The following is a 22,228-nucleotide window of genomic DNA, read 5'->3' as shown; positions in this document are numbered from 1 at the left end:
CGTGTGATTTGTAGGGTTTTATTGATGGATGTGGGTAATTTCGGTTTTGTCATCGCAGGCCTGGTAGTGGGATTCATCGTGGGCATGACGGGGGTGGGCGGCGGCTCGCTGATGACCCCGATCCTGCTCTGGTTCGGCATCAACCCGGCCACCGCCGTGGGCACTGATCTGCTGTACGCTGCCATCACCAAGTCCGGTGGGGTGCTGGTGCATCAGAAGAACCGCAATATCGACTGGCGCATCACCGGCTGGCTGACTCTGGGCAGCGTGCCGGCGGTACTGGCCACCCTAGGGTTCTTGAACAACCTGGACTCCGATCCCCAAGCCTTGAACTCGGTGATCAAGCAAGGGCTGGGCTTCGTCCTGCTGCTCACGGCCCTGGCCATCGTCTTCAAGAAGAAGCTCATGGCCTTCGCCCAGCGCCACGGCAGCGATTATCAGCCAAGCCCCCGCGGCCTTAACGGCCTGACCGTAGTCACCGGGCTGATCCTCGGCACCATGGTCGCGCTGACCTCCATCGGCGCCGGCGCCCTGGGCACTGTGGCGCTGTTCATCCTCTATCCGTTCCTGGCCACCAAGCGCCTGGTGGGCACCGAAATCGCCCACGCCGTGCCCCTGACCCTGGTGGCCGGCCTGGGTCATGCCAGCATGGGCAACATGGACTGGCACCTGCTGGGGTTCCTGTTGATGGGCTCACTGCCGGGGATCTGGATCGGCAGCCACATGACCGGGCGGATCTCCGACGAGATCCTGCGCCCGTGCCTGGCGGTCATGCTGTTCTCCATCGGCTACAAGCTGGCCTTCTGAGGCCCACAGCCGGGCCATGCTCGCCGTCACCTGCTAACTTCCGTGGATTCCAGGGGTCAGTTATCCTGCGCAGGCCTTTGATGGGCGGCGCAGCCCCTTTTCCCCTTGTGTGATGCAGTCCATGACTATTTCCTCTGCTGATGGTGCCGCCCCCCAGACCTGGCGCGGCGGCGAGACCGGTGCCGCCATCCGCCAGTTCGATTGGTCGCAGACCTCGGTGGGACCCCGGGAGCACTGGCCCAGCCTGCTGCACAGCACCTTGAGCCTGGTGCTCGAATCCCCTGAAAGCCTGTACCTGCTATGGGGCCCGCAGAAGCAGTTCTTCTTCAATGACGCCTATCGTCCGGTGCTGGGGCCGCGCCTGGCCCATGCCCTGGGGCAGACCATCGAGACTCTTTGGGCCGATGCCTGGCCGGATGTGCAGCCCATGGTCGAGCAGGCGTTTCGCGGCCAGGCCTGCCGTCATGAAGACCTGCCGGTGAACATGCAGCGCTATCCCGGAGAGGAACTGACCTGGTGGTCGTTTTCCATGAGCCCGATATTCGACGAGCGCCAGGAGCAGGTGCTGGGGGTGCTTTGTCACACAGTGGAAACCACCGCGCGGGTGCGCCTGGGGCTGCACGCCCGGCTCACCGAGTCGCGCCTGCGCGAGACCCGCGAGCTCAATACCCGGGTGCTGGCCAGCAGCAATGACTGCATCAAGGTGCTGGATCTCGATGGTCAGTTGTCGTTCATGAGCGAGGGTGGCCTGCGGGTCATGGAGGTCAGCGACTTCAACGCCATTGCCGGCTGCCCCTGGCCGGACTTCTGGCAGGGCCAGGGCAACCTTGACGCCCAGGCCGCCATCGCCGCTGCCCAGGCCGGGGAATCGGCGCGGTTCCAGGGCGCCGCCAACACCCTGGCCGGCAACGCCAAGTGGTGGGATGTGCAGGTCACGCCGATGCTCGATGAGGCCGGTCAGCCGGAGAAGATCCTCTGCATCTCCCGGGACATTACCGCCACCCGCGAGGCCGAGGAACAATTACGCCGCCTCAACGAGTCCCTGGAGCAGCGGGTCCAGGAGCGCACCCAGGAGCGCGACCGGATCTGGCAACTGTCCACCGACCTGATGCTGGTGGCGGATTTCAACGGGCGCATCGTCGCCGTGAACCCGGCCTGGACCCGACTGCTGGGCTGGCAGCGGCACGAACTCGAAGGCAGCAGCTTCTACGATTTCATCCACCCCCAGGACAGTGTGGCGGCGGTCAACGCCTGTACCGAACTGGCGCTGGGTCAGAGTTTTTCACGGGTGGAAAACCGCTTTCGGCACAAGGACGGCAGCTATCGCTGGGTGTCCTGGAGTGCCGTGCCCGACCCCCAGCATCTGCATGCCGTGGGGCGTGACATTCAGGCCGAGCGTGAAGCCGCGCAGGCGCTGCGCAAGACCGAAGACATCTTGCGCCAGGCACAGAAGATGGAGGCGGTGGGGCAACTGACGGGTGGGGTCGCCCACGACTTCAATAACCTGCTGACGGTGATCCGCTCGTCCACCGACCTGCTGCGACGCAACCTCAGCGAGGAGCGCCGGCAGCTGTACATCGATGCGATTTCCGACACCGTGGACCGCGCCAGCAAGCTCACCGCCCAGCTCCTGGCCTATGCCCGCCAGCAGAACCTGCGCCCGGAAACCTTCGACGTCGGCGTCAGCGTGCAACTGCTGGCACAAATGATCAATCCGCTGATCGGCGCCTGCATCGAACTGCGTATCGAACTGCCGCAGCAAGCGTGCTGCATCCATGCCGACGCCGGCCAGTTCGATACCGCGCTGATCAACATGGCGGTCAATGCCCGGGACGCCATGCAGGGCGAGGGCCTGCTGGTGATTGCCGTGGAGCGGGTGGCGCAGATTCCCGCCAGCGCCAGCCAGGGTGCCCAGAGCGGCGACTTTGTCGCGGTGTCCCTGACCGACACCGGTGCCGGCATCGACCCGCAGCAGATCGAGCGGATCTTCGAGCCCTTCTTCACCACCAAGGAGGTGGGCAAGGGCACTGGGCTGGGCCTGTCCCAGGTGTTCGGTTTTGCCAAGCAGTCTGGCGGTGGCCTGGTGGTCCACAGTCAGCCGGGGCAGGGCACGCGCTTTACCTTGTACCTGCCGCGCTCTGAAGCTGTGGTCAGCCCGGTAGCGGCCCCTCGCCCGGGGCCGCTGCAGGTGGATGGCCAGGGGGCCACGCTGCTGGTGGTGGAAGACAATCCCGAGGTGGGCGTGCTGCTGGCCCAGGCCTTGAACGAGCTGGGCTACCAGACCGAATGGGCCACCAGCGCTATCGAGGCGCTGCGTCGCCTGAGCCAGGAGCCGGGGGTGTTCCAGGCGGTGTTTTCCGATGTGGTGATGCCCGGCATGAGCGGCATCGAACTGGCCACTCGCATCCGCAGCGATTACCCCGGGCTGCCGGTGATCCTCACCAGCGGCTACAGCCCGGCCCTGGCCCAGGGCCAGACCCGGGAGTTCGTGTTCCTGCAGAAACCCTACTCGGTGGCGGCCCTGGCCCAGGCCTTGAGTGCCGCGATCGGCAACGACCCGCCGCTGTGATGCGGGCCGCCGCCGTCTATGGCTGGTGGCTGCCCTTCATCCACTCCTGGGCCGAGCGCCACAGGCAGATCCCCAGGAAGTAGGCGGAAGCCGCCAGCCACAGGCCCATGATCGACGGGCTGTGCAATGGGTGGCTGAGGATCAGCAGCGCGCCACTGAGCAGCCAGACGAAGGTCACGATGATGTTCAGCCCCATCCACTTGCGCACCCGGAACGGATGCAGGAACTGCACCCGAGTGGCGGTCAGCAGGGCCAGGGCGAAGATGCTCAGCAAGCTCAGCCAGGGGCCGGGCTCGATCAGGTAGAAGCACAGGGCGACCACGTTCCAGGCGGCGGGAAAACCCTGGAAGTAGTTGTCGTGGCTCTTCATGTTGACGTTGCAGAAGCACAGCAGCGACGACAGCAGGATCAGCGAGGTGGCCAGCAGCGCGCTGTACTCCGGCAGGGGAATGTAGCGGTAGATGAACAGCGCCGGGATGAACACATAGGTCAGGTAGTCGATCACCAGATCCAGCACCGAGCCGTCGATATTGGGCAGCACCGAGCGGGTGTTGACCTTGCGCGCCAGGGAGCCGTCGACGCCATCCACCAGCAGCGCCACCCCCAGCCACAGCAGGCAGGCCTTGGGCTGGTTTTCAAACAGTGCCAGGGTGGCGAGCAGGGCGCTGACCACGCCGGTGGCGGTGAAGCCATGGGCGCCCCAGGCTTTGATTCTGGCGATTTGCAGGGTCGATATCACGGGGCTTTTCTCCGGCGGCTGTGGTTCCCGGACACCCCGCGGTGTGCAAGCGGCGGCGCTGGTCCAGGTTGCAGTTATCGACCGAAAAGCCTGGCAGAAGGTTCAGCCCCACCCCTGAATCAGGCTCAATGCGGGCCTTGTCGCCCTCCAGGGAATCGGGTGTTGCACAGCTGGCTGAGGTCAACGGTCGAAGGGATTTCCTGATTCTAGGCGCCATGGCCCAAGCAACAAGAAAAACGCCACTTGGCGTTGCAGGCCGGTGGCGTTTTTTATCGGGCGCCCCAGGGGGCACGGTGTTGTGCAGCTCGGTTACTTTGCCGCCTCCAGGGCGCTGAGCAGCGCATGGGCGGCCTTGATCCGTTCCTCGTTGGGGTAGTTCTTGTTAGCCAGCATGACAATGCCGATCTGCTGGCTGGGGACAAACAGTACATAGGCGCCGAAGCCGCTGGTGGAACCGGTCTTGTTGTACAAGGCGTCGGCCTGGGGCGGTTGGGCCGGAGTCAGCCACTCTACCGGGTGCGGTTCGAGGGCCATTGGCGTCGAGTTGCCCGCCACCAGCCGCGCCAGCGGCACCGGGTAGGCGTAGCGCTCCCAGCCCAGGCCCTGGGTCAGGTCGCCGACCCGGTAATAGCCGCTCTGGGTGCTGGTGATGGCTTTTTGTAGCGTGTCGTCCAACGGCTGCGGTTGCAGGTTGTCGGCAATGAACTGCAGCAGGTCCGGGGCACTGGTCTTGACCCCGTAGGCCTCGGCGTCCAAGGGACCTGGGCTGACCCGGATCGGCTTGTTCTGCTTGTCATAGCCCTGGGCGTAGTGGGCCTGCTGGTCCTTGGGCACCTTGATGTAGCTGTGCTTGAGCCCCAGTTTGGGGAACAGGCTCTTTTCCAGCAGTTGATCGTAGGGCTGGCCCAGGCTGCGGGCGGCGAGGTAGCCGAGCAGGCCGATGCTGGGGTTGGAGTACAGGCGCTGGGTGCCCGGGCTGAAGGTGGGCTTCCAGGTGTTGTAGTAATCCAGGATCTTGTCTTCGCCCTGGACCTCATCGGGGAACTGCAGCGGCAGGCCACCGGCACTGTAGGTGCCCAACTGCAACAGGCTGATGCCGTCGAAGGCACTGCCGCGCAGGGCCGGCCAGTACTGGCTGGCGTGGTCCTCGAGGGCCAGCTTGCCGCTGGCCTGGGCGTAGCCGGCCAGGGTCGCGCTGAAGGTCTTGCTCACCGAACCCACTTCGAACAGGGTGTCGTTGTCCACCGGCTGTTGATTGTCCTTGGAGGCAAGGCCGTAGTTAAAGTAATGTCGCTTGCCGTTGGCGATGATCGCCACTGCCATGCCGGGAATGCCCTGCTGCTGCATCAGCGGACGGATGGTGGCATCCACGGTGGTTTTCAGATGGCTGTCCTGGGGGTTCTCGGCCAGGGCGTCGACGCTGCCGAGGAGCAGTGCGCAGGCGCTGATGATGCCTAATCCGGTTGAGGTTTTATGGCGCATGATGGGCTGTTTTCCATGGGTTCTGATTTTTTTGCCGCCTATTCCCAGCGACTTTCCGGCTTCGGGGTTCTTTGCGGGAACCCTGGGGCGCAGTGCTCGCGGAGTCTTCCCGGGAAGGGAGAACGTGGTCAGCGCTGCGCGAGCGAGGCCAATGTAGGCAGTCTGCGCAGGATCGGCAAACGACGATATTTCGCAGGAGCCATTAGAAAAACTAGGGAATGCCCATGCTCCGTCCACACCTGCCCTTGAACGCGCTGCGGGCTTTCGAAGCCTCGGCCCGTCATTTGAGTTTCACCCGCGCCGCCATCGAACTCTGTGTGACCCAGGCGGCGGTCAGCCATCAGGTCAAGAGCCTGGAGGCCCAGCTCAACGTCACCCTGTTCAAGCGCTTGCCCCGGGGGCTGATGCTGACCAGCGAAGGCGAGACCCTGCTGCCGGTGCTGCGTGAGTGCTTTGATCGCATCGCCCAGACCCTGGGGCGTTTCGAGGGCGGGCACTACCGCGAAGTGCTGACGGTGGGGGCCGTAGGCACCTTTGCCGTGGGCTGGCTGTTGCCGCGCCTGGGGGATTTCCAGGCGCGCTATCCCTTTGTCGACTTGCGCCTGAGCACCAACAACAACCGTGTCGACGTGGCCGCCGAAGGCCTGGACTACGCCATCCGTTTTGGCACGGGAGCCTGGCACGGCATCGAGGCCCTGGAGCTGTTGCAGGCGCCGCTGTCGGTACTGTGCATACCGCAGATCGCCCATCAGTTGCACAGCCCGGCGGACCTGTTGGGCCAGACCCTGTTGCGCTCCTATCGCACCGATGAATGGCCGCAATGGTTCCAGGAGGCGGGACTGGGCGGCGGCAGTCCCTTGCCCCAGAGCATTGTCTTCGACTCCTCCCTGGGCATGCTCGAAGCGGCCCTGCAAGGCCTGGGAGTGGCCCTGGCGCCGCCGCTGATGTTCGAGCGGCAACTGGCCAGCGGGGCGGTGGTGCAGCCGTTCGACATCGGCATCGTCACCGGTAGCTATTGGCTGACCCGTTTGCAGTCGCGGGCGCAAACCCCGGCCATGAGCGCCTTCAAGGCCTGGCTGCTGGAGGCGGTGGCCGCAGGCCCTCATCAATAGCGCCAATGCCCCGGCGTCCAGAGCCGCTGGCCGGCGTGGTCAGTGGCTTGGCTCAGCCCCGTGGGCCCGGCACAATCCTCGACCTTGCAGGGCAGGCGCCGGCATCGTGCCGATGGCCGGCATGCCCTGGGAGTGTGGAGGAAGGTGGATGCCCGTCTTGAAACAGCAGGACCAGGACCCGGACGCGATTGCACGTCCGGTATGTGCCCTGCGCATCTCGATGCAAGAAGAGCGCTGGGAACGGCCGTGGCACAGCCATCGCAAGGCCCAGTTGCTGTTTCCCGCGGGCGGTGTGCTCAGTTGCGAGAGCGCCGAGGGCCTGTGGCTGGCGCCGCCGCAGTGCGCGGTGTGGATTCCCAGCGCGATCGAGCATCGGGTCCAGGGGCTGGAGAACGCCCAGGGTTATTGCCTGTTGGTCGAGCCCGAGCACGCCCGGTCGTTGCCGCAGGCCTGCTGCACCCTGGTGATGTCGCCGCTGTTGCAGGAGTTGCTCAAGCGCTGTGCGCAACTGCCGTTCCTGTATGACCAGGACGGCGCCGCCGGGCGCCTGGTCGCGGTGACCCTGGATGAGCTGGCGGTCGCGCCCCGTGAGCAGATCCACCTGCCCATGCCCCGGCACGCACAGCTGCGGCGTCTGGCCCAGCAGATCCTTGAACAGCCGGAACGGCGCCTGAGCCTTGGGCAATGGGGCGAGCAGATCGGCCTCAGTGAACGCAGCCTGAGCCGCTTGATCGTGGCCGAGACCGGCCTGAGTTTCGGCCGCTGGCAGCGCCAGTTGCACATCCTCCTGGGACTCAAGCAATTGGGCCGGGGCGACTCGGTGGAGTGTGTGGCGCTGACCCTGGGCTATGACAGCGCCAGCGCCTTTATCCGCATGTTCAAGAAAGCCGTGGGCCAGCCGCCGGGGCGATTTTTTGCCGAGCGTCGCCAAGCCCTGGAAAACCACGCCCTGTAGCCGCTGCCGAGCCCGCGAGGCTGCGAAAAGGCCCGCAGGGCCTTGCCTGGCGATGCCTCGTCAAACTCAAGATCGCGGTGGCCGCGACGTCGGAGTACCGCCCAACCCGTTCGCGGCCCAGGCGGTGGTGACATTTGGCTGGATTAATCAATCTCTTGTCGATCTCGGCTGATGCGGACAATGGTTGGCGGGAAGATGATAAGCATTCTTGTTTGTCAGCTTCTGGAGGTGTTCCCATGTACTTCGATCATCAGCATTTTCCCCTGGTCTGGATGCGGCGCGCCGAAGGCGCAGGACAGCCGGTAGTCGACCCTTACCAGCAGTTGGAGGCGCTGACGCAGCGTGCCCAGGCTTTTGTCCTGATGAGCGATCTGATACCTGAGCCCGAGCAGCGCAACAGCGCTCAGGGCAAGGCGTTGCTCAAGCAGGGCTCGATATGGACCAAGTGCAACAAGGCGGCGATCCGCCGCTGGATCAAGGCGATGATCGTCATCGCCCCGCAGCCGGAGAACCAGGCGCAGGTCGAGGCTTTTGCCAGGACCTATGAACAGTTCTGGGGCTACCCACTGCTGCACAGTGCCTCGCCGCTGGCCGCCGTCAGTCTGGCCCAGCAACTGCTGGCGCCGCCGCGCAGCAACCTGCACAACTGGTAAAGGCGGCGAGGTCGCCGTCAGCCGCTCCGGTGCTCCGGGAGGTTGGCGGTGATCACCTTGCCCATGCTGACCCGGGGTTCAATCTTGGTGGCCCGGCCAGGTTTCGGTTGGGAAATACGCCTCCAGGCCCGGCTCGCGGTGGTCCACCCCGTCCTTGGTCCAGTAGCAAGACAAGCGCGAGTAGTTGTCCAGGTCACCGCGCACCAGGCAGGTGGCGGCGTGCCCTGGCCAGTTGAAACGCAAGACATCGGCCTCGGCCATGCGGGCACGTTCCACTTTGCCGATGGCGGTGGTGGTCTTGCCGTTGACGGTCTTGACCAGGGTCAGGGCCTGGTTCTCGTAGCGGATCTGCGCGGTGCCGGAGTAGGTCGGGCCGCCGTCCGGCTGCTTGCCGATCAGCATGAACTGGCCGGGCACCATGCTGTAGTAGATGTGCGGCTCCTGGTCCTGCTTTGGCGCGGCCTGGGCCGCGAGGCTGGCCAGCAGCAGGCCGAGAAGGGGGGCGCGGGAGAACGGCGGCATCGGTGCTCACTCCTGTTGAGGCGGGGGGGCCATGATTCCAGACTTGGCGTGGCAGATAAATGCCTGGGCGGCTAGCGATGTTCGGTAGGTGTTCCACGGTGCACGGCAAATGAGGCTTAGCGGCAAGCGGCAAGCGGCAAGCGGCAAGCGGCAAGCTTGGCGCGGAGGCGGGCTTAAAGGTCGTTGAAACGGGGTTTGGTCGCTTTCTTTTGTAAGGCAAATCCGAGAAACTGCGGGCCGCTTGAATGCGCCTGGTGGGCGGGCTAGGGTGCCTGGGCCATCGCCAAATCGATGGCTCGGATGTGCAAGTCCGATTCCCAATCTGGTGCATAAACGCTCAGCGTTAATTGAGCGTTTTTTGTGTCCGCTGTGTTATGGCGGTCGTACGCGGGAGATCTCCGGATCTGCCGAGTGTGCCAGTGGGCTCGGTCTTGCACACCTGCGTACGGCTGCCACCTTATTTCGTGTGCAAGCGAACGGTGTCGGCTCCTTTAATTCACTGGAGTTTGACCATGAAAAAGATCGTTCCCGATCCACCGACTTCCTATCGCGATCCCCAGCTCAAGGCCGCCAATGCTTCGTTGCGTGAAGCGCTGCCCCGGCATCCATTGGACCCTGCGATGTTCCAGTTCAAGACCACGGCCCAGGCCGTTGCTCCCGACTCGCTGTTCAGCGTGCGCCCGGGCGTCAGCGTCGAGGAGGCGCTGGTGCATGTGGCGTTGCTGCTTAAATGCGCGGAGGAGGTCAGTGATGAAATCACCCGGCAGGGTAGTGGCCTGGAGACCGGGTTGATCTGGTCCATGGTGCATTCGGTGGAGATGGCGCGGGCGGTGGTGGAGGCATTGCTCGATGGTGCTCCGAGAGACGCTGTTGGCCTGGGTTCTCCGGCGTTATTGGAGTAGGCGGAGGTTGTTGATGGGCGGCTAGCTCGGCATCCATGCCGAGCTGCCCCCTGCGCAATGCCTGCACTCGGCCTCCTGAAGGGGCAGGAAGATCAAAAGCCACAGTCACAGCCGCAAGCCGCAAGCCGCAAGCTTGGAGCTTGGAGCTTGGAGCTTGCTAGAGCTTGAGTACTCTGCCGCTGGCGGCCACTGCCAAGAGCAGCACGGCGATCAGGCCGAAGGCCGCGCTCAGGCTGCTGCCATGGGCGATGAAGCCGATCACCGCCGGGCCGGCCAGGATGCCGGCATAACCCAGGGTGGTGATGGCTGGCACGGCGATGCTTTCCGGCATGACCTTCTGCTTGCCCACGGCGGTGTAGAGCACCGGCACGATGTTCGAGCAACCCGCGCCTACCAGGGCATACCCCAGCAGCGCCGCTTCCCAGGCCGGGGCCAGGGTCGCCAGCAGCAGGCCGGCGGCCGCGGTACTGCCGCCGATGATGATCACCCGCCGGGCGCCCAGGCGGTGGACGATGGCATCGCCGGTCAGCCGGCCCAGGGTCATGGTCAGGGCGAAGGCGGCGTAACCGAGGCCGGCGTAGGCCGCATCCAGGTTGCGCTCGGCGCTGAGAAACACTGCGCTCCAGTCCAGCACCGCGCCTTCGGCGAGGAACACCACAAAGCACAGGCAGCCAATGAACAGCACCACACCGTGGGGCACGGCAAAGGCCGGGCCCGAACTCTGGCTGCCGTAGGGCAGCATGTGCGGCGCGGCCTTGAGCAGGGCCACCAGCATCAGGGCAATCACCACCAGGGTTGCCCCCAGAGGCGACAGGCCCAGGCCCAGCAGGGCGCTGACGCCGGCGGCGCCGACAATCCCGCCGAGGCTGAACAGCCCGTGGAAGCCCGACATCATGGTTTTGCCGCTGGCGCGCTCGACGATCACCGCTTGCAGGTTGACCGTGGAATCCACACCACCCAGGCCGGCACCGAACAGGAACAGCGCCGCCATCAGCAGCGGAATCGAGGTTAGGGTCGCCAGCAGCGGCAAGGCCAGGCAGATCAGCAAGGTGCCACCGGCCATCACCCGACGGCAGCCAAAGCGCCCGGCCAGGGCCCCGGCAATCGGCATCGCCAGGATCGAACCCACGCCCAGGCACAACAGCAGCAGGCCCAGGGTGCCTTCGTCGAGCCCGGCCCGGGCCTTGGCGTAGGGCACCAGCGGGGCCCAGGCGGCGATGCCGAAACCGGCGATGAAAAAGGCGATGCGCGTGGACATCTGTTCGAGGCGGCCGGGGGTGGCCTGCAGGTGAGTGTTACTGGCAGTCATAAAAATCCTTGGCGGTCAGGTGCCAGCGAGGGGGGCAACGCTGGCTGACCGGTTGTGCTGTCGCACCGATCCCTTGTTCTTGCAGCCTGGTATCGGTGGTGCCTTCAGAAGGCTTCGAGGGTGGCCGGGGGGATTGTGACAAAACTATCGGTTGAAGGTTGCAGAAAAACCCAACCGGGCCCATGAACGGAACGTTCATCGCCGCCTCGGCAATGCTTGAGGCATTCCACGGCCGCTGCTGTTGGCGGAAATATTAGTGCGCAGGGGGCGCATCTATTGCGCATAATCGGCGGCTTTTGCACAAAAACATTCCACTGTGCGCCGTTGTTTTCCGGAGTTGCGCCGTTCATGAACACCAGTCTCGATGCCTATGACCTGAAGTTGCTCGCCGAGCTGCAACGCGATGCCAGTACCGCACAGAGCGAACTGGGCCTGCGGGTTAACCTGTCCACGGCGGCGGTCAATCGGCGGCTCAAGCGCCTGATGGACGAGGGTGTGATCGAGCGCTACACCGCGCAAGTCGCCCCGGATGCCCTCGGCCATGAGCTGAGCATCATCGTCGAGGTGGAAGTGGAAAGTGAGCGCATCGACCAGATCGATGCGCTCAAGCGCAGCTTCCAGGCCTGCCCCCAGGTCCAGCAGTGCTACTACGTGGCCGGTGAATGCGATTTCGTGCTGATTTTCTGCGTGCGCAACATGGCCCAGTACACCCAGCTGACCCGTGAGCTGTTCTTTGGCAATGACAACGTCAAGCGCTTCAAGACCCTGGTGGCGATGAACCGGGTCAAGGTCGGGCTCCAGGTGCCCACCGACGGTTGAGGCTCAAGGGGTCTGCAGCGCCTCCACCAGAAAATCGATGAACACCCGGACTTTCTGTGACAGGTGGCGCTGGCTGGGATACAGCGCGTAGATCTGGCGGCTGGGCAGGCGTTGTTCCGGTAACACGCGCAGCAGTTGGCCGCTGTCCAGGAGCGGTTGGGCGACAAAGCCGGGCAGGGCGCCGATGCCCAGGCCGGCCACCAGCATGTCGCCGAGCAGCAGGCTGTTGTCCACGGCAAAGTGCACCGGCAGCTCCAGCCGGGTCTGGCCTTCCGGGCCCTCCAGTTGCCAGCGCCCAGGATGCTCCGCCAGCCGGTAGGCCAGGCAGCGGTGGCGATGCAGGTCGGCAATGGCGCTGGGCGTGCCCTGGGCCTGGAGGTAGGCCGGCGCGGCGCAGATCACCTGCTCAACCTGACCCAGGTGACGCGCGATCAAGGTCGAATCCTCCAGTTGCCGGCGAATCCGCAGTGACACGTCGAAGCCTTCGCCCACCACGTCCAGCACCTGATCGTTGAGGGTCAGGTCCACCTGCAATTGCGGGTAGCGCTGCATGAAGTCCACCAGGATCGGCGACAGCACCTTGAGCCCGAAGGACAGCGGCGCATTGATCCGCAGGCGGCCACCGGGTTCGTGGCTGCCGGCCTGGGTGGCGCGCTCCAGGGCGTCCAGCTCATCCAGCAGATGACAGCATTCATTGAAGTAACTCTGCCCGGCTTCCGAGAGGCTCATGCGTCGGGTGGTGCGCAGGATCAGCAGGCTGCCCAGGCGCTCTTCCAGTTGCCGCACCTGCTTGCTGACGGCGGCGGTGGATTGCCCGAGGTCGGCGGCGGCCTGGCTGAAGCTGGCCCGTTCCACCACCCGGCGAAAGGTGCGCATGGCCATCAGTACGTCCATATTGTTTCCCCTGGGTTGAATATCTATCCACGAATCGGCTGATTATCTCTGATTGATCCCTCAATACCATGGGCACTTCATTTCACAGGAGTGTTGTCATGGCTCATCACGCAATGTCGAAGATCCTTCCCGGGGTGCTCGCCCTGGCCCTTTTCAGCGGTGGTTGCAGTGCCGCCACTGCGGCCCGTGCCGAGGTGGGGATCAGCCCTTGGGGGCCCAAGGATGAGATCGGTCGCTTGAACCTGATCACCCCCGAGTCCCGGGCGGCGATCATGGCCCGGGTCAGCGGCGAGCAGGCCTACGACCTGGCCGTGGATTATTTTGTCGGCATGCCCAGCTGGCAGGCCGCTGGAGATCCGCCCTATCAGATGTGGATGACCCACACGCCCCACGGCAATGTGGTCGCCGATCCGATGCAGGTCGGCGAACCGATGAACCAGCACGTCAGTTACAGCGGTTCGGCGGTGTCGATGTACGCCCATATGGGCACCCATATCGACGCCCTCAACCACTTTGGCCTCAACGGCAAGATCTGGAACGGCTACCGCGCCGATCAGCATCTGGGGGATCGGGGCTGGAACGTCACCGGGGCGGAAAAACTGCCGCCGATCATTGCCCGCGGAGTGCTGATCGATGTGGCTGCGGCCAAGGGGCTGGAACAGCTGGCGGACAGCTACCGAGTGACCCGCGCCGACCTGCAACAGGCCCTGGCCAAACAGAAGGTGGCGCTGGAGAAGGGCGACGTGGTGCTGATCCGCACCGGGCGCATGCGTGACTACGACAATGCCCAGCGCTATATGGCCAACCCGCCGGGGCTGAGCCTGGATGCGGCGAAGTTCCTGGTGGAAGAGGGCGGCGCCATGGTGGTGGGGGCGGACAACCTCAGCTTTGAAACCTTCCCTTCCGAGGTCGAGGGCAATTACCTGCCGTTGCACACTTACCTGCTGGCGATGCAGGGCGCGCCGATCCTGGAGCTGGTGAACCTGGAAGGCTTGTCCCGGGACAAGGTCTATCAGTTCGCCTTTATCGGTGCCTCACTCAAACTGCGGGGTGCCGACGCGGCGCCGATCCGGCCCATGGCCTTGCCCATTCGCTAGCCTGGCGGATGGTTGTTCTTCAGCTGCGCGCGATGTCCACCCGGGTTGCTTAGTCCCCTCTGGTCGAGCCGCTGGATTGCCCGTAATGTCAGCGGCTCGGTTTTTTTTCTGGAGGCGGTGTGATGGCGGCGTTCTACGATGCCCGGGGCAATATCTATGGCGTGGTGTCGCCCGAGGCGCTGCGCAGCCTGGGCATTGCCTTGCCCGACACGGCGGCGCAGGCGGCCCTGGACCGGCGACGGTGGGCTGTGCAGGCCATCGCCGCGCTGTGTGACTGGGCGCCGGGAGCTCGGCCGCAAGGGGCCAAGGCTCATCGCTGTGACGGCTTGCTGGTGGGGCCGTTCCAGGCCGGTGCGCCTTTCGATCTGCTGATCGTCAATACCGACGGCACCCTGGCCGAGCGCAGCGGCAATGGCCTGACGATTTTTTCCCAAGCCCTCACCGAACAAGGGCTGATGGCGGTCGAAGGCGAGACGCTATTGCGGGTGCATCATGACCAGCCCGGTGGCGACTCGCCGGTGATCACGGCGGTGGAGCCGGCGCGGGTGGCGGGGGTGTCGGGGTTCTGGCTGGACCTCGGGCAGCCGAGCTTCGGACCTGAGGCGGTGGCAGCTGATGGGGTGCAAAGCCTGACCTTCAATGGCTGCCAACTGAGCCGGGTCGCGCCCTTGCAAGCGTTGAATGCACAGTGGCAGCACAGCCAGTTCGTGCGTATCGGCAATCCCCATTGCGTGACCCTGGTGGAGGCGGCCGATGCTTTGCCGAGCAACCCGCAGATGCTCGAACCGCCGCTGTTCGAGGGCCTGACCCGTATCGCGTTCGCCCGGCCCATCGGCAACGGCGAGCCCTGCCCGGCCGGGGTCAACCTGCAATGGGCCATGCGCGCAGGTGAAGGGCGCATCGCGGCCCGGGTTTTCGAGCGTGGCGAAGGTCCCACCGCGTCGTCCGGCACCAGCGCCAGCGCTGTGGCTTGTGCGGCCTGGCGGGTGGGCTGGGTCCAGGCCGGACGGGTCGAAGTGCTGATGCCGGGCGGTACCGCGCCCTTGCTGTTGCAAGAGATCGACGGGGTGTTAACCCGGGTGAGCCTGTTTGGCACGGCGCGGGCCCTGGCTGACTGAGCAGGGCACCGCCGTGGCGCTGGCCGGGTGCAAAACGGCTGGGGTTTATGTAGCGTGGCGGCAGTCGTGGCCTATCTCCCGATACCGCCCGCATTCATGGAAGGGATTCGACATGCAAAAAGGAATGCCCCGCCGCGCCTTGCTCAAAGGCTCGGTTATGGCTCTGGGGGCTTTAGTCGCTGGCAGCCTTGGCGGTTGCCTGACCAGCCAGCTGTACGAAAGCCGCGCCAGCAATGAGGTCTATACGGAAACCGTGAGCCAGTTCTACATCACGGCGGACGCGCAGAGCTTTGTCATCCTGGGCAAGAAGTACCACTACTTCGTGATAGTCGATCCTGAGTTGCTCAAGGCCATCAAGTCGGACCTGCACGGAAAAATGCAGGCCGAGTTTTCGCAGATCCTCGTCAATGCGGGGCAGAACCTGGACGGTAAACTGCTCCTGAGAATTCCCGGGTTGGACCAGCTCGACGCCCAGCAGATCGAGGCAGCCAAGGCCTTGGGTTTCGTGGTGGCGAGGTCGCAGAACGCCCTGTTGCACCGCTATGCCATTCGCGGCAGCCGCTTTAAGTCCAAGCGGGATATCAGCGCCTATCAGGCCAACCCGTTGAACAGCACCTACACCCTGAACTTCTCGGCGTACCGGGAGAAGAGCAAGGTCGGCCAGGTGCTGTTGACGCCGGTGACCCTCACCGCAGACGGGGTGTTGACGATCCTCGCCCTGCCGCTGTTGCCGGTGGCGTTCATGGCGGCCCAGCCGTTTCGGGTCAAATAAGCGTCGCCACCGTCAGTCGCCGGCCAGTTGCACCTGGGCCATCTGCCGCTGCATCAGCACCTTGCCGTGGCGGATCGAATACAGCGCCAAGCCCTGGCTGCGGAGCATTTCGTAGTCGCTGTCGGCAGACAGGATCAGCAGGTTCGCCGGGCGACCTTCTTCAAGGCCGTAACCCTCGCCCAGGGCCAGGGCCTTGGCGCTGTTGTCGGTGACCAGGTCCAGGGCGCTTTGCAGGTTGCTGTAGCCGAGCATGTGGCAGATGTGCAGGCCGGCTTCGAGCACCCGCAGGATGTTGCCATTGCCCAGGGGGTACCAGGGGTCGACGATCGAGTCCTGGCCGAAGCAGACGTTCATCCCGGCATCCAGCAGCTCCTTGACCCGGGTCACGCCGCGGCGTTTCGGGAAGCTGTCGAAGCGCCCCTGCAGGTGGATGCTTTCGGTGGGGCAGGAGACAAAGCTGATGCCGGAATGCCCCAGCAGGCGAAACAGCTTGGCGCAGTAGGCGTTGTCGTAGGAACCCATGGCGGTGGTGTGGCTGGCGCTGACCCGCGAGCCCATGCCGCGGCTGCGGGCTTCTTCGGCCAGCACTTCGAGAAAGCGCGAGTGCGGGTCGTCGGTTTCGTCGCAGTGCACGTCCACCAGGCAGCCTGTGCGTTCGGCCAGGTCCATGAGGAATTTCACCGAGCTCACGCCCTGGTCCCGGGTGTATTCGAAATGCGGAATGCCGCCCACCACATCGGCGCCCAGGCGGATGGCTTCTTCCATCAGCTCGCGACCGTTGCGGAACGATTCGATGCCCTCTTGAGGGAAGGCGACGATCTGCAGGTCGATCAGGTGCGCGCTTTGCTCGCGCACTTCCAGCATGGCCTTGAGGGCAGTGAGGTCCGGGTCGGTAACGTCGACGTGGGTGCGCACGTGCTGGATGCCGTGGGCCGCCAGGGCGCGGATGGTCTTGTGGGCGCGGGTGCGCGTGTCTTCGGCGGTGATGGTGGCCTTGCGTTCGCCCCAACACTCGATGCCTTCGAACAGGGTGCCGCTCATGTTCCAGCGCGGCTCGCCGGCGGTCAGGGTGGCGTCCAGGTGAATGTGTGGTTCGACGAAGGGCGGCACCACCAGGTTGCCGCCGGCATCCAGGTGTTCGGGGCCGAAGGCCGGGACGGTGCCGGAGGCGTCGGCGCCTTGCAGGACAATGCGGGCGATGCGGCCGTTTTCCAGGTGCAGTTGGTACAGACCTTCACGGTGGCGCAGGCGGGCGTTGGTGATCAGCATCGGAGCAGTTCCTCGGGTCGGGCAATCAGTGGTTCAGCCGTCGGATCAGGGCAGGTCCTTGTCCCACGGTCGTTGGACGGCCCCCGGTCAGGCGTTAATGCGCGGTGCGGCAGGGGGCAGGGTGTTGCGTGACCGGGCCATGATAGACCCGGAAGCTGCCGGGTGAGCAAATCAGGCCTGGATGTCGGCGGCCTGGGGGGCGCGCGCGCCCAGCATCGCGCTCAACAGGATGTAGCTCAGGCCGGCAGCCGCGATGCCCACCAGGGGCGCGACCCAGGGCGAGCAGAAAGCCGCCAGGGTGCCCAGGCCATAGGCGCACAGCCCTGGCCAGTTCCAGGCCGGCAACTGGCTGTCGGCCAGGCGCGGGTAGCGGCCGCGCCAGCGATAGAAAAAGTCGGCCATGATCACCCCGCCAATCGGCGGAATCACCGTGCCCAGCAACACCAGGTAGGGCACCAGCAAGTCGTACATGCCGAGCATCGCCAGTAGGGTGCCGATCAGTGCGCCCACCAGGGTCACGGTCTTGCGCCGCTGGGTGCGCAGCAGGTTGCAGCCGGCCACGGCGAAGTTGTAGATGGTGTTGTCCTGGGTGCTCCAGATGTTCAACAGCAGCATGGCCATGGCCGCCATGGCGAAGCCTTGCAGCAGCAAGACTTCCACCACGTCCGGCTGCTGGTAGACGATGGCGCCGTAGGCACCGATCAGCACCATCAGGCCGTTGCCGATGAAGAAACCGATCAGGCTGGCGCTCACCGCCACCCGCGCCGAGCGGGAGAAACGGGTCCAGTTGGTGGCCTGGGTCGCACCGCTGACAAAGGTGCCGAACACCAGGGTCAGGGCGGTGGACAGGTCCATGGTGGCGCTGGGGCTGAGGGCCAGCAGGCCGTCGAGACCACCGACCTGGATGCTTGCCACCCCCATCGACAGCACCAGCAACAGGCCCATGGCCGGCACCGCGATCCACGACAGGATCTCCAGGCCGCGGTAGCCGATGTAGGCCGTGGCGCAAAAGGCCATGCCGAACAGCAGCATCAGCCCCAGTACCGCGCCTTGATCCAGCTGGAAATACTTGCCCAGCACCACCGCCGCGGTGGCGGTGCCCCAGGCGTACCAGCCCACCTGGGTCAGGCCGAGGATCAGGTCGCTGAGCTTGCTGCCCCGTTCACCAAAGCAGAAGCGCCCCATCAGCACCGTATTCAGCCCGCTCTTGAAGGCGATGTAGCCCAGGCTTGCGGCATAGACCCCGAGCAACAGGTTACCCAGGACGATGACCGCCAGCAGGGTCGGGAAGTCGAACGCCACCCCCAGCTTGCCGCCGGCGAACATGGTGGCGGTGAAGAAGGTGAAGCCCAGCAGCACCATGGCCATGGAGGCCAGGCCCTTGCGGGCGTGCGCTGGAACTTCGCTCAAGGGGTAGTCGTTGCCGGGTTCGTGCTGGGTCATGGGCCTGTCCCTGGTCGGAGTGATAGCCGGTTGTTGCAGCCAGCGTGCCAAGCGGCCTGACAACCGGGGGCTGCCCGGCAGGTATAGACGATGACAGGTATTCAGCCACAGGTAAGCGCCGGCACCGGCACGAAAGCGGTGCAGACGGCGTCATCTTGAGTCACGCCACGCGGGGTGCGGATCAGTCGAACATGACCTGGGTGGTCCGGCCCTGATGAAAATCGAAGGCTTCGCGGATATCCCGTTCCACGGTGCGGCCCTGGGACAGGGGCGGTAACTGGTCGGGGGCGAAGAAGCCGGCCTCGGTGGCTTCACTGCCGGCCAAAGGGGGCTGGGTTCCCTGGCGTTCACAGAGAAAGTACAGCTTGTAGAAGTCGCGGTGATCAGCCTTGTAGGGGCCCTTGGCCTTGTGCCGGACGCCGTACAAGGCGCGTACCGACACCTCGAGCCCGGCTTCTTCGTGGATTTCCTTGATCACGTTTTCGCTGGCCGACAGGCCGACATCGGCATAGCCCCCGGGCAGGGCCCAGAGGCCGTCGTGCTGTTCGCGCACCAGGAGGATCTTGCCGTCCTCGATCAGCGCGCCGCGCACTTCCACCATCGGCGTCGAATAGCGCTGGGCAAAGTCCGAGACCAGATCGGTGATGCGCTCCAGGGGCACGTTGCCCAGCTGCGCCAGCATGCCGTGGGCGATGTCGGCGATTTCCTGGTAGCGCTCGCGGTCGTGCACGTCCTTACAGAAGTGCAGGCCGGTGGAGGCGATGGCTTGCAAGCGTTTGGCGTGGGTCAGCCAATGGCTTTCCATGGGTGGGGTTCCTGCAACGTCAGAGAGAAGGCGCTTGTTTTAAGCCCTTGGCGAGCAGGGAGCAAGCACCACGCCGCGGCCGGCGGCGTGGTGCGCTTGGATCACCCGGTGAGGTGTTGCAGATGGCAACGCACTTGCTGCGTCGCATCGCCCAGCAGCTGTTGCGGCTGTTCGCAGCCCGGGCCGCGCCGGCTGCAGCGGTCGAAGAAGAAGCAGCCGGCGGGCAGCTTGCGGTTGCCCGGCAGTTCGGTGGGGGCCGAGACCTGGCTGTCCGCCAGGGGCGCACCCAGGCGTGGCACCGCATCCAGCAGCAGTTGGGTGTAGGGATGGCGCGGTCGCTCCAGCACTTGCTCGGCGCTGCCCAGTTCGACGATCTGTCCCAGGTACATCACCGCCACCCGGTCGGCCATGTGTCGCACCACCGAAACGTTGTGGGATATCAGCACAAAGGTCAGGCCGCGGCTGCGTTGCAGGTCTGCCAGCAGGTTGAGGATCTGCGCCTGCACCGAGATGTCCAGGGCCGAGGTCGGCTCGTCGAGGACGATGATGTCCGGGTTCGACGCCAGGGCCCGGGCAATGGCGATGCGCTGGCGCTGGCCGCCGGAGAACTGGTGCGGGTAGCGCTCCAGGTATTCGCCGCGAATGCCCACCTGCTGCGCGACCTTGGCGGCGATCTCGCGCATCTGTGCGGCCGGGGTGGTGCCCAGGGCGAACAGCGGCTCGGTGATGATCTTCCAGATCGGCAGGCGCGGGTCGAGGGACGACTGCGGGTCCTGGAACACGATCTGCACGTGGCTGTGGCGCTCGCGGTCGCTGGCGTAGGCCCAGCGCAGGTCGCCGCTGCTGGGCTGGACCAGGCCCATAAGCAGCTGCGCCAGGGTGCTTTTGCCGCAGCCGGACTCGCCGACGATGCCCAGGGTTTCCCCGGGGCGCAGTTCCAGGTCGATGCCGTTCAGCGCGTGGGCGAAGGCCCGGGGCCGGCCCAGCCAGTCATTGCTCAGGGGGAAACGCACTTGCACATCGTTGAGGCGCAGCAGCGGCGCGTTACCGGTTTGGGAGTGGGTGGCGGTCATTGGGCGGACTCCGGGGCGGCCAGCCAGCAGGCGCTCTTGCGCTGCTCACAGGCGTTGATCGAATGCAGCGGGGGCCGTTGGGCACACACCGCCATGGCCTGCGGGCAGCGTTCGCGAAAGGTGCAGCCAGCGGGCAGGTGGGCGAGGTTCGGCACCTGCCCGGGAATGGTCAGCAGTGGCGCGCCGGGGGCCACCTGTTCCGGCAGGCCGCTGAGCAGGCCGCGGGTGTAGGGATGCTGCGGGTCGAGCATGACCTGGGCGGTGCTGCCTTGCTCCACCACGGCGCCGGTGTACATCACATAGACCCGGTCGCAGAACTGCGAGACCACCGCCATGTCGTGGGTGATCAACAGGATCGCGGTGCCCCGTTGCCGGGCCTTCTCGCGCAGCAACAGCAGCACCTGGCGCTGCACCGTGACGTCCAGGGCGGTGGTCGGCTCGTCGGCAATCAGCAGTTGCGGATCGCAGGAAAATGCCAGGGCGATCATCACCCGCTGGCGCATGCCTCCGGACAGCTCGAAGGGGTAGGCCTGGAGTACCTGCTCGGGGTCGGCGATGTGCATGTCCCGCAGCAGGGCGATGGCCTTGGCCCGGGCCTCGTCCTGACTCAGGCGCTGGTGATGGATGATCACGTCGAGCATCTGCCGGCCGATGCGCCGGGTCGGGTTGAGGGCGGTCATCGGTTCCTGGAAGATCATCGCCGCGTCGCGGCCACGGATCTGCAGCAGCTGTTTTTCCGGGGTGGTGAGCATGTCGCGGCCCAGCAGGCTGAGGCTGCCGGAGGTGATGCGGTAGCTGCGCTCGGGCAGCAGGCGCAGGCTGAGCATGGCGGTCACCGACTTGCCCGAACCGGACTCGCCGACCACGCCGACGATTTCCCCCGGGTTGACGTGCAGCGACACGCCGTTGAGGGCCTGCACGTTGCTGCGATAGGCGGGGAATTCCAGGCTCAGGTTGTCGATGTTGAGAACGGCGGATGAGCTCATGGTCATTTCCCCTGTTGCCGTGGATCGAGCAGGTCACGGATGCCGTCACCCAGCAGGTTGAAGCCGGTGGCGGTGAACAGGATCGCCAGCCCGGGAAAGGTCGAGTACCACCAGTTGTCGAGGATGAAGTTGCGCCCGGTGGCCACCATCGCCCCCCATTCGGCGGTGGGCTGTTGCGCCCCCAGGCCGATGAAGCCCAGGGCCGAGGCCATGAGGATGGCGCTGCCGATGTCCAGGCTCAGTTGCACCAGCAACGGCGGCATGGCGTTGCGCCCCACGTGCCAGCTGACGATGTGCCAGCGCCCGGCGCCGTAGGTCTGGGCCGCCTTGACGTAGCCCATCTGGCGGATGCTCAGGGCCTGGCCCCGGGCCAGGCGCACGTAGAACGGAATGCGCACCAGGGTGATCGCCAGCATGGCGTTGAACAGGCTCGGGCCCAGGGCGGCTGCCAGGGCCATGATCAGCACCAGGGACGGCACCGAGAGCATGATGTCCATCAGGCGCATGATCAGGCTGTCGAAGCGCCCGCCGATGATTCCCGACAGGCAGCCCAGCAGGCCCCCGGCCAGGCACGAGGCGAAGGCCACAAACAGGCCCACGCCCACCGACTGGCGGCTGCCGTGGAGCACCCGGCTGAACAGGTCGCGGCCGACTTCGTCGGTGCCGAACCAGTGGGCGGCGCTGGGGGCGGCCAGGCGCTGGGCCAGGTTCAGGGCATTGGGATCATGGCTCGACAGCCAGGGGGCGAAGGCCATGCACAGCAGCACCAGCAGGGTCATGCACAGCCCGGCGATGGTCAGCGGACTTTGCCGCACGCGGTAGCCCAGGTAGGCCAGGCGCGCGCGCCAGCCGCTGGCTTGGGCCGCAGGGACTGGCAGGGGAACGATCAAGGGAGCGGACAT

21 protein-coding genes are annotated in these 22,228 nt (G+C 65.3%); 10 read left to right on the top strand and 11 right to left on the bottom strand.

The annotated features are described in order from the left end of the window. The first annotated feature begins 24 nt into the window (after window positions 1-24). Together LOY69_RS20030 and LOY69_RS20025 are read left to right on the top strand one after the other, a co-directional pair. Window positions 25-807: a sulfite exporter TauE/SafE family protein gene (locus LOY69_RS20030; protein WP_102864605.1), complete on the top strand. Its 783-nt coding sequence runs from the start codon at window positions 25-27 to the stop codon at window positions 805-807. A 121-nt stretch (window positions 808-928) separates the two neighbouring features. After that, the gene (locus tag LOY69_RS20025) at window positions 929-3,376 is read left to right on the top strand and encodes a PAS domain-containing sensor histidine kinase (RefSeq protein ID WP_110596195.1); all 2,448 of its coding nucleotides are present in this window, start codon (window positions 929-931) and stop codon (window positions 3,374-3,376) included. 16 nt (window positions 3,377-3,392) lie between these two features. Here LOY69_RS20025 and pcsA read toward each other — a convergent pair whose 3' ends face one another. Further along, the gene (gene pcsA / locus LOY69_RS20020) at window positions 3,393-4,115 is read right to left on the bottom strand and encodes a phosphatidylcholine synthase (protein WP_102864606.1); all 723 of its coding nucleotides are present in this window, start codon (window positions 4,113-4,115) and stop codon (window positions 3,393-3,395) included. 309 nt (window positions 4,116-4,424) lie between these two features. Next, window positions 4,425-5,597, bottom strand: a complete 1,173-nt coding sequence (gene ampC / locus LOY69_RS20015; protein WP_265073480.1) for a class C beta-lactamase — start codon at window positions 5,595-5,597, stop codon at window positions 4,425-4,427. Between the two features lie 224 nt (window positions 5,598-5,821). Here ampC and LOY69_RS20010 point away from each other — a divergent pair, with 224 nt between their 5' ends. The 3 genes from LOY69_RS20010 (at window position 5,822) to LOY69_RS20000 (ending at window position 8,317) form a co-directional block, all read left to right on the top strand. Further along, entirely contained in the window at window positions 5,822-6,709 is an 888-nt protein-coding gene (locus tag LOY69_RS20010; RefSeq protein ID WP_102864608.1) for a LysR substrate-binding domain-containing protein, read from the top strand. A 148-nt stretch (window positions 6,710-6,857) separates the two neighbouring features. Beyond that, the gene (locus LOY69_RS20005; RefSeq protein ID WP_102881871.1) at window positions 6,858-7,664 is read left to right on the top strand and encodes an AraC family transcriptional regulator; all 807 of its coding nucleotides are present in this window, start codon (window positions 6,858-6,860) and stop codon (window positions 7,662-7,664) included. 236 nt (window positions 7,665-7,900) lie between these two features. After that, window positions 7,901-8,317 (top strand): hypothetical protein, encoded by a 417-nt coding sequence (locus LOY69_RS20000; protein ID WP_265073479.1) that lies wholly within the window; start codon window positions 7,901-7,903, stop codon window positions 8,315-8,317. 78 nt (window positions 8,318-8,395) lie between these two features. Here LOY69_RS20000 and LOY69_RS19995 read toward each other — a convergent pair whose 3' ends face one another. Continuing rightward, window positions 8,396-8,839, bottom strand: a complete 444-nt coding sequence (locus LOY69_RS19995; protein WP_102881868.1) for a hypothetical protein — start codon at window positions 8,837-8,839, stop codon at window positions 8,396-8,398. A 512-nt stretch (window positions 8,840-9,351) separates the two neighbouring features. Here LOY69_RS19995 and LOY69_RS19990 point away from each other — a divergent pair. After that, window positions 9,352-9,741 (top strand): hypothetical protein, encoded by a 390-nt coding sequence (locus LOY69_RS19990; protein WP_265073478.1) that lies wholly within the window; start codon window positions 9,352-9,354, stop codon window positions 9,739-9,741. A 157-nt stretch (window positions 9,742-9,898) separates the two neighbouring features. Here the strand turns inward: LOY69_RS19990 and LOY69_RS19985 are convergent, their stop codons facing one another. Continuing rightward, on the bottom strand, window positions 9,899-11,050 hold the full coding sequence (locus LOY69_RS19985; protein ID WP_102881866.1) for an MFS transporter: 1,152 nt from the start codon (window positions 11,048-11,050) through the stop codon (window positions 9,899-9,901). A gap of 348 nt (window positions 11,051-11,398) precedes the next feature. Between LOY69_RS19985 and LOY69_RS19980 the strand changes: the two genes are divergently transcribed. Then, window positions 11,399-11,869 (top strand): Lrp/AsnC family transcriptional regulator, encoded by a 471-nt coding sequence (locus LOY69_RS19980; RefSeq protein ID WP_102864614.1) that lies wholly within the window; start codon window positions 11,399-11,401, stop codon window positions 11,867-11,869. Window positions 11,870-11,872: 3 nt separating this feature from the next. Here the strand turns inward: LOY69_RS19980 and LOY69_RS19975 are convergent, their stop codons facing one another. After that, window positions 11,873-12,763, bottom strand: a complete 891-nt coding sequence (locus LOY69_RS19975; protein ID WP_265073477.1) for a LysR family transcriptional regulator — start codon at window positions 12,761-12,763, stop codon at window positions 11,873-11,875. A 98-nt stretch (window positions 12,764-12,861) separates the two neighbouring features. On the opposite strand from LOY69_RS19975, the gene LOY69_RS19970 reads away from it, so the two are divergent. The 3 genes from LOY69_RS19970 (at window position 12,862) to LOY69_RS19960 (ending at window position 15,750) form a co-directional block, all read left to right on the top strand. Beyond that, entirely contained in the window at window positions 12,862-13,860 is a 999-nt protein-coding gene (locus LOY69_RS19970; protein WP_102881864.1) for a cyclase family protein, read from the top strand. 122 nt (window positions 13,861-13,982) lie between these two features. Further along, window positions 13,983-14,978 (top strand): diaminopimelate epimerase, encoded by a 996-nt coding sequence (locus LOY69_RS19965; protein WP_265073476.1) that lies wholly within the window; start codon window positions 13,983-13,985, stop codon window positions 14,976-14,978. Window positions 14,979-15,090: 112 nt separating this feature from the next. Further along, window positions 15,091-15,750, top strand: coding sequence for a hypothetical protein (locus tag LOY69_RS19960; protein ID WP_110596175.1), 660 nt, complete (start codon window positions 15,091-15,093; stop codon window positions 15,748-15,750). 12 nt (window positions 15,751-15,762) lie between these two features. On the opposite strand, the gene codA is transcribed toward LOY69_RS19960, so the two are convergent. The 6 genes from codA to ddpC all read right to left on the bottom strand — a co-directional run bounded on the left by codA (window position 15,763) and on the right by ddpC (window position 22,228). Further along, on the bottom strand, window positions 15,763-17,019 hold the full coding sequence (gene codA / locus LOY69_RS19955) for a cytosine deaminase (RefSeq protein ID WP_102881861.1): 1,257 nt from the start codon (window positions 17,017-17,019) through the stop codon (window positions 15,763-15,765). Between the two features lie 171 nt (window positions 17,020-17,190). After that, complete coding sequence (codB, locus tag LOY69_RS19950; RefSeq protein ID WP_253085190.1) at window positions 17,191-18,462, bottom strand: cytosine permease; 1,272 nt, start codon at window positions 18,460-18,462, stop codon at window positions 17,191-17,193. Window positions 18,463-18,643: 181 nt separating this feature from the next. Further along, the gene (locus LOY69_RS19945) at window positions 18,644-19,267 is read right to left on the bottom strand and encodes an NUDIX hydrolase (RefSeq protein WP_102881859.1); all 624 of its coding nucleotides are present in this window, start codon (window positions 19,265-19,267) and stop codon (window positions 18,644-18,646) included. A gap of 101 nt (window positions 19,268-19,368) precedes the next feature. Continuing rightward, on the bottom strand, window positions 19,369-20,340 hold the full coding sequence (locus tag LOY69_RS19940) for an oligopeptide/dipeptide ABC transporter ATP-binding protein (RefSeq protein WP_170004517.1): 972 nt from the start codon (window positions 20,338-20,340) through the stop codon (window positions 19,369-19,371). Beyond that, the gene (locus LOY69_RS19935) at window positions 20,337-21,332 is read right to left on the bottom strand and encodes an ABC transporter ATP-binding protein (protein WP_253126937.1); all 996 of its coding nucleotides are present in this window, start codon (window positions 21,330-21,332) and stop codon (window positions 20,337-20,339) included. Before LOY69_RS19935 ends, LOY69_RS19940 begins: the two co-directional genes overlap by 4 nt. Then, window positions 21,329-22,228 carry a D,D-dipeptide ABC transporter permease gene (gene ddpC, locus LOY69_RS19930; protein ID WP_102881856.1) on the bottom strand — a complete coding sequence of 300 codons (900 nt, stop codon included), beginning with the start codon at window positions 22,226-22,228 and terminating at the stop codon, window positions 21,329-21,331. The genes LOY69_RS19935 and ddpC overlap by 4 nt, the downstream gene beginning before the upstream one ends.

It is taken from the genome of Pseudomonas sp. B21-059, assembly GCF_026016285.1.
Classification (GTDB): Bacteria; Pseudomonadota; Gammaproteobacteria; order Pseudomonadales; family Pseudomonadaceae; genus Aquipseudomonas; species Aquipseudomonas danubii.
Note: the sequence above shows the minus strand (reverse complement) of the source record. Positions and strands in the feature narration are given on the sequence as shown.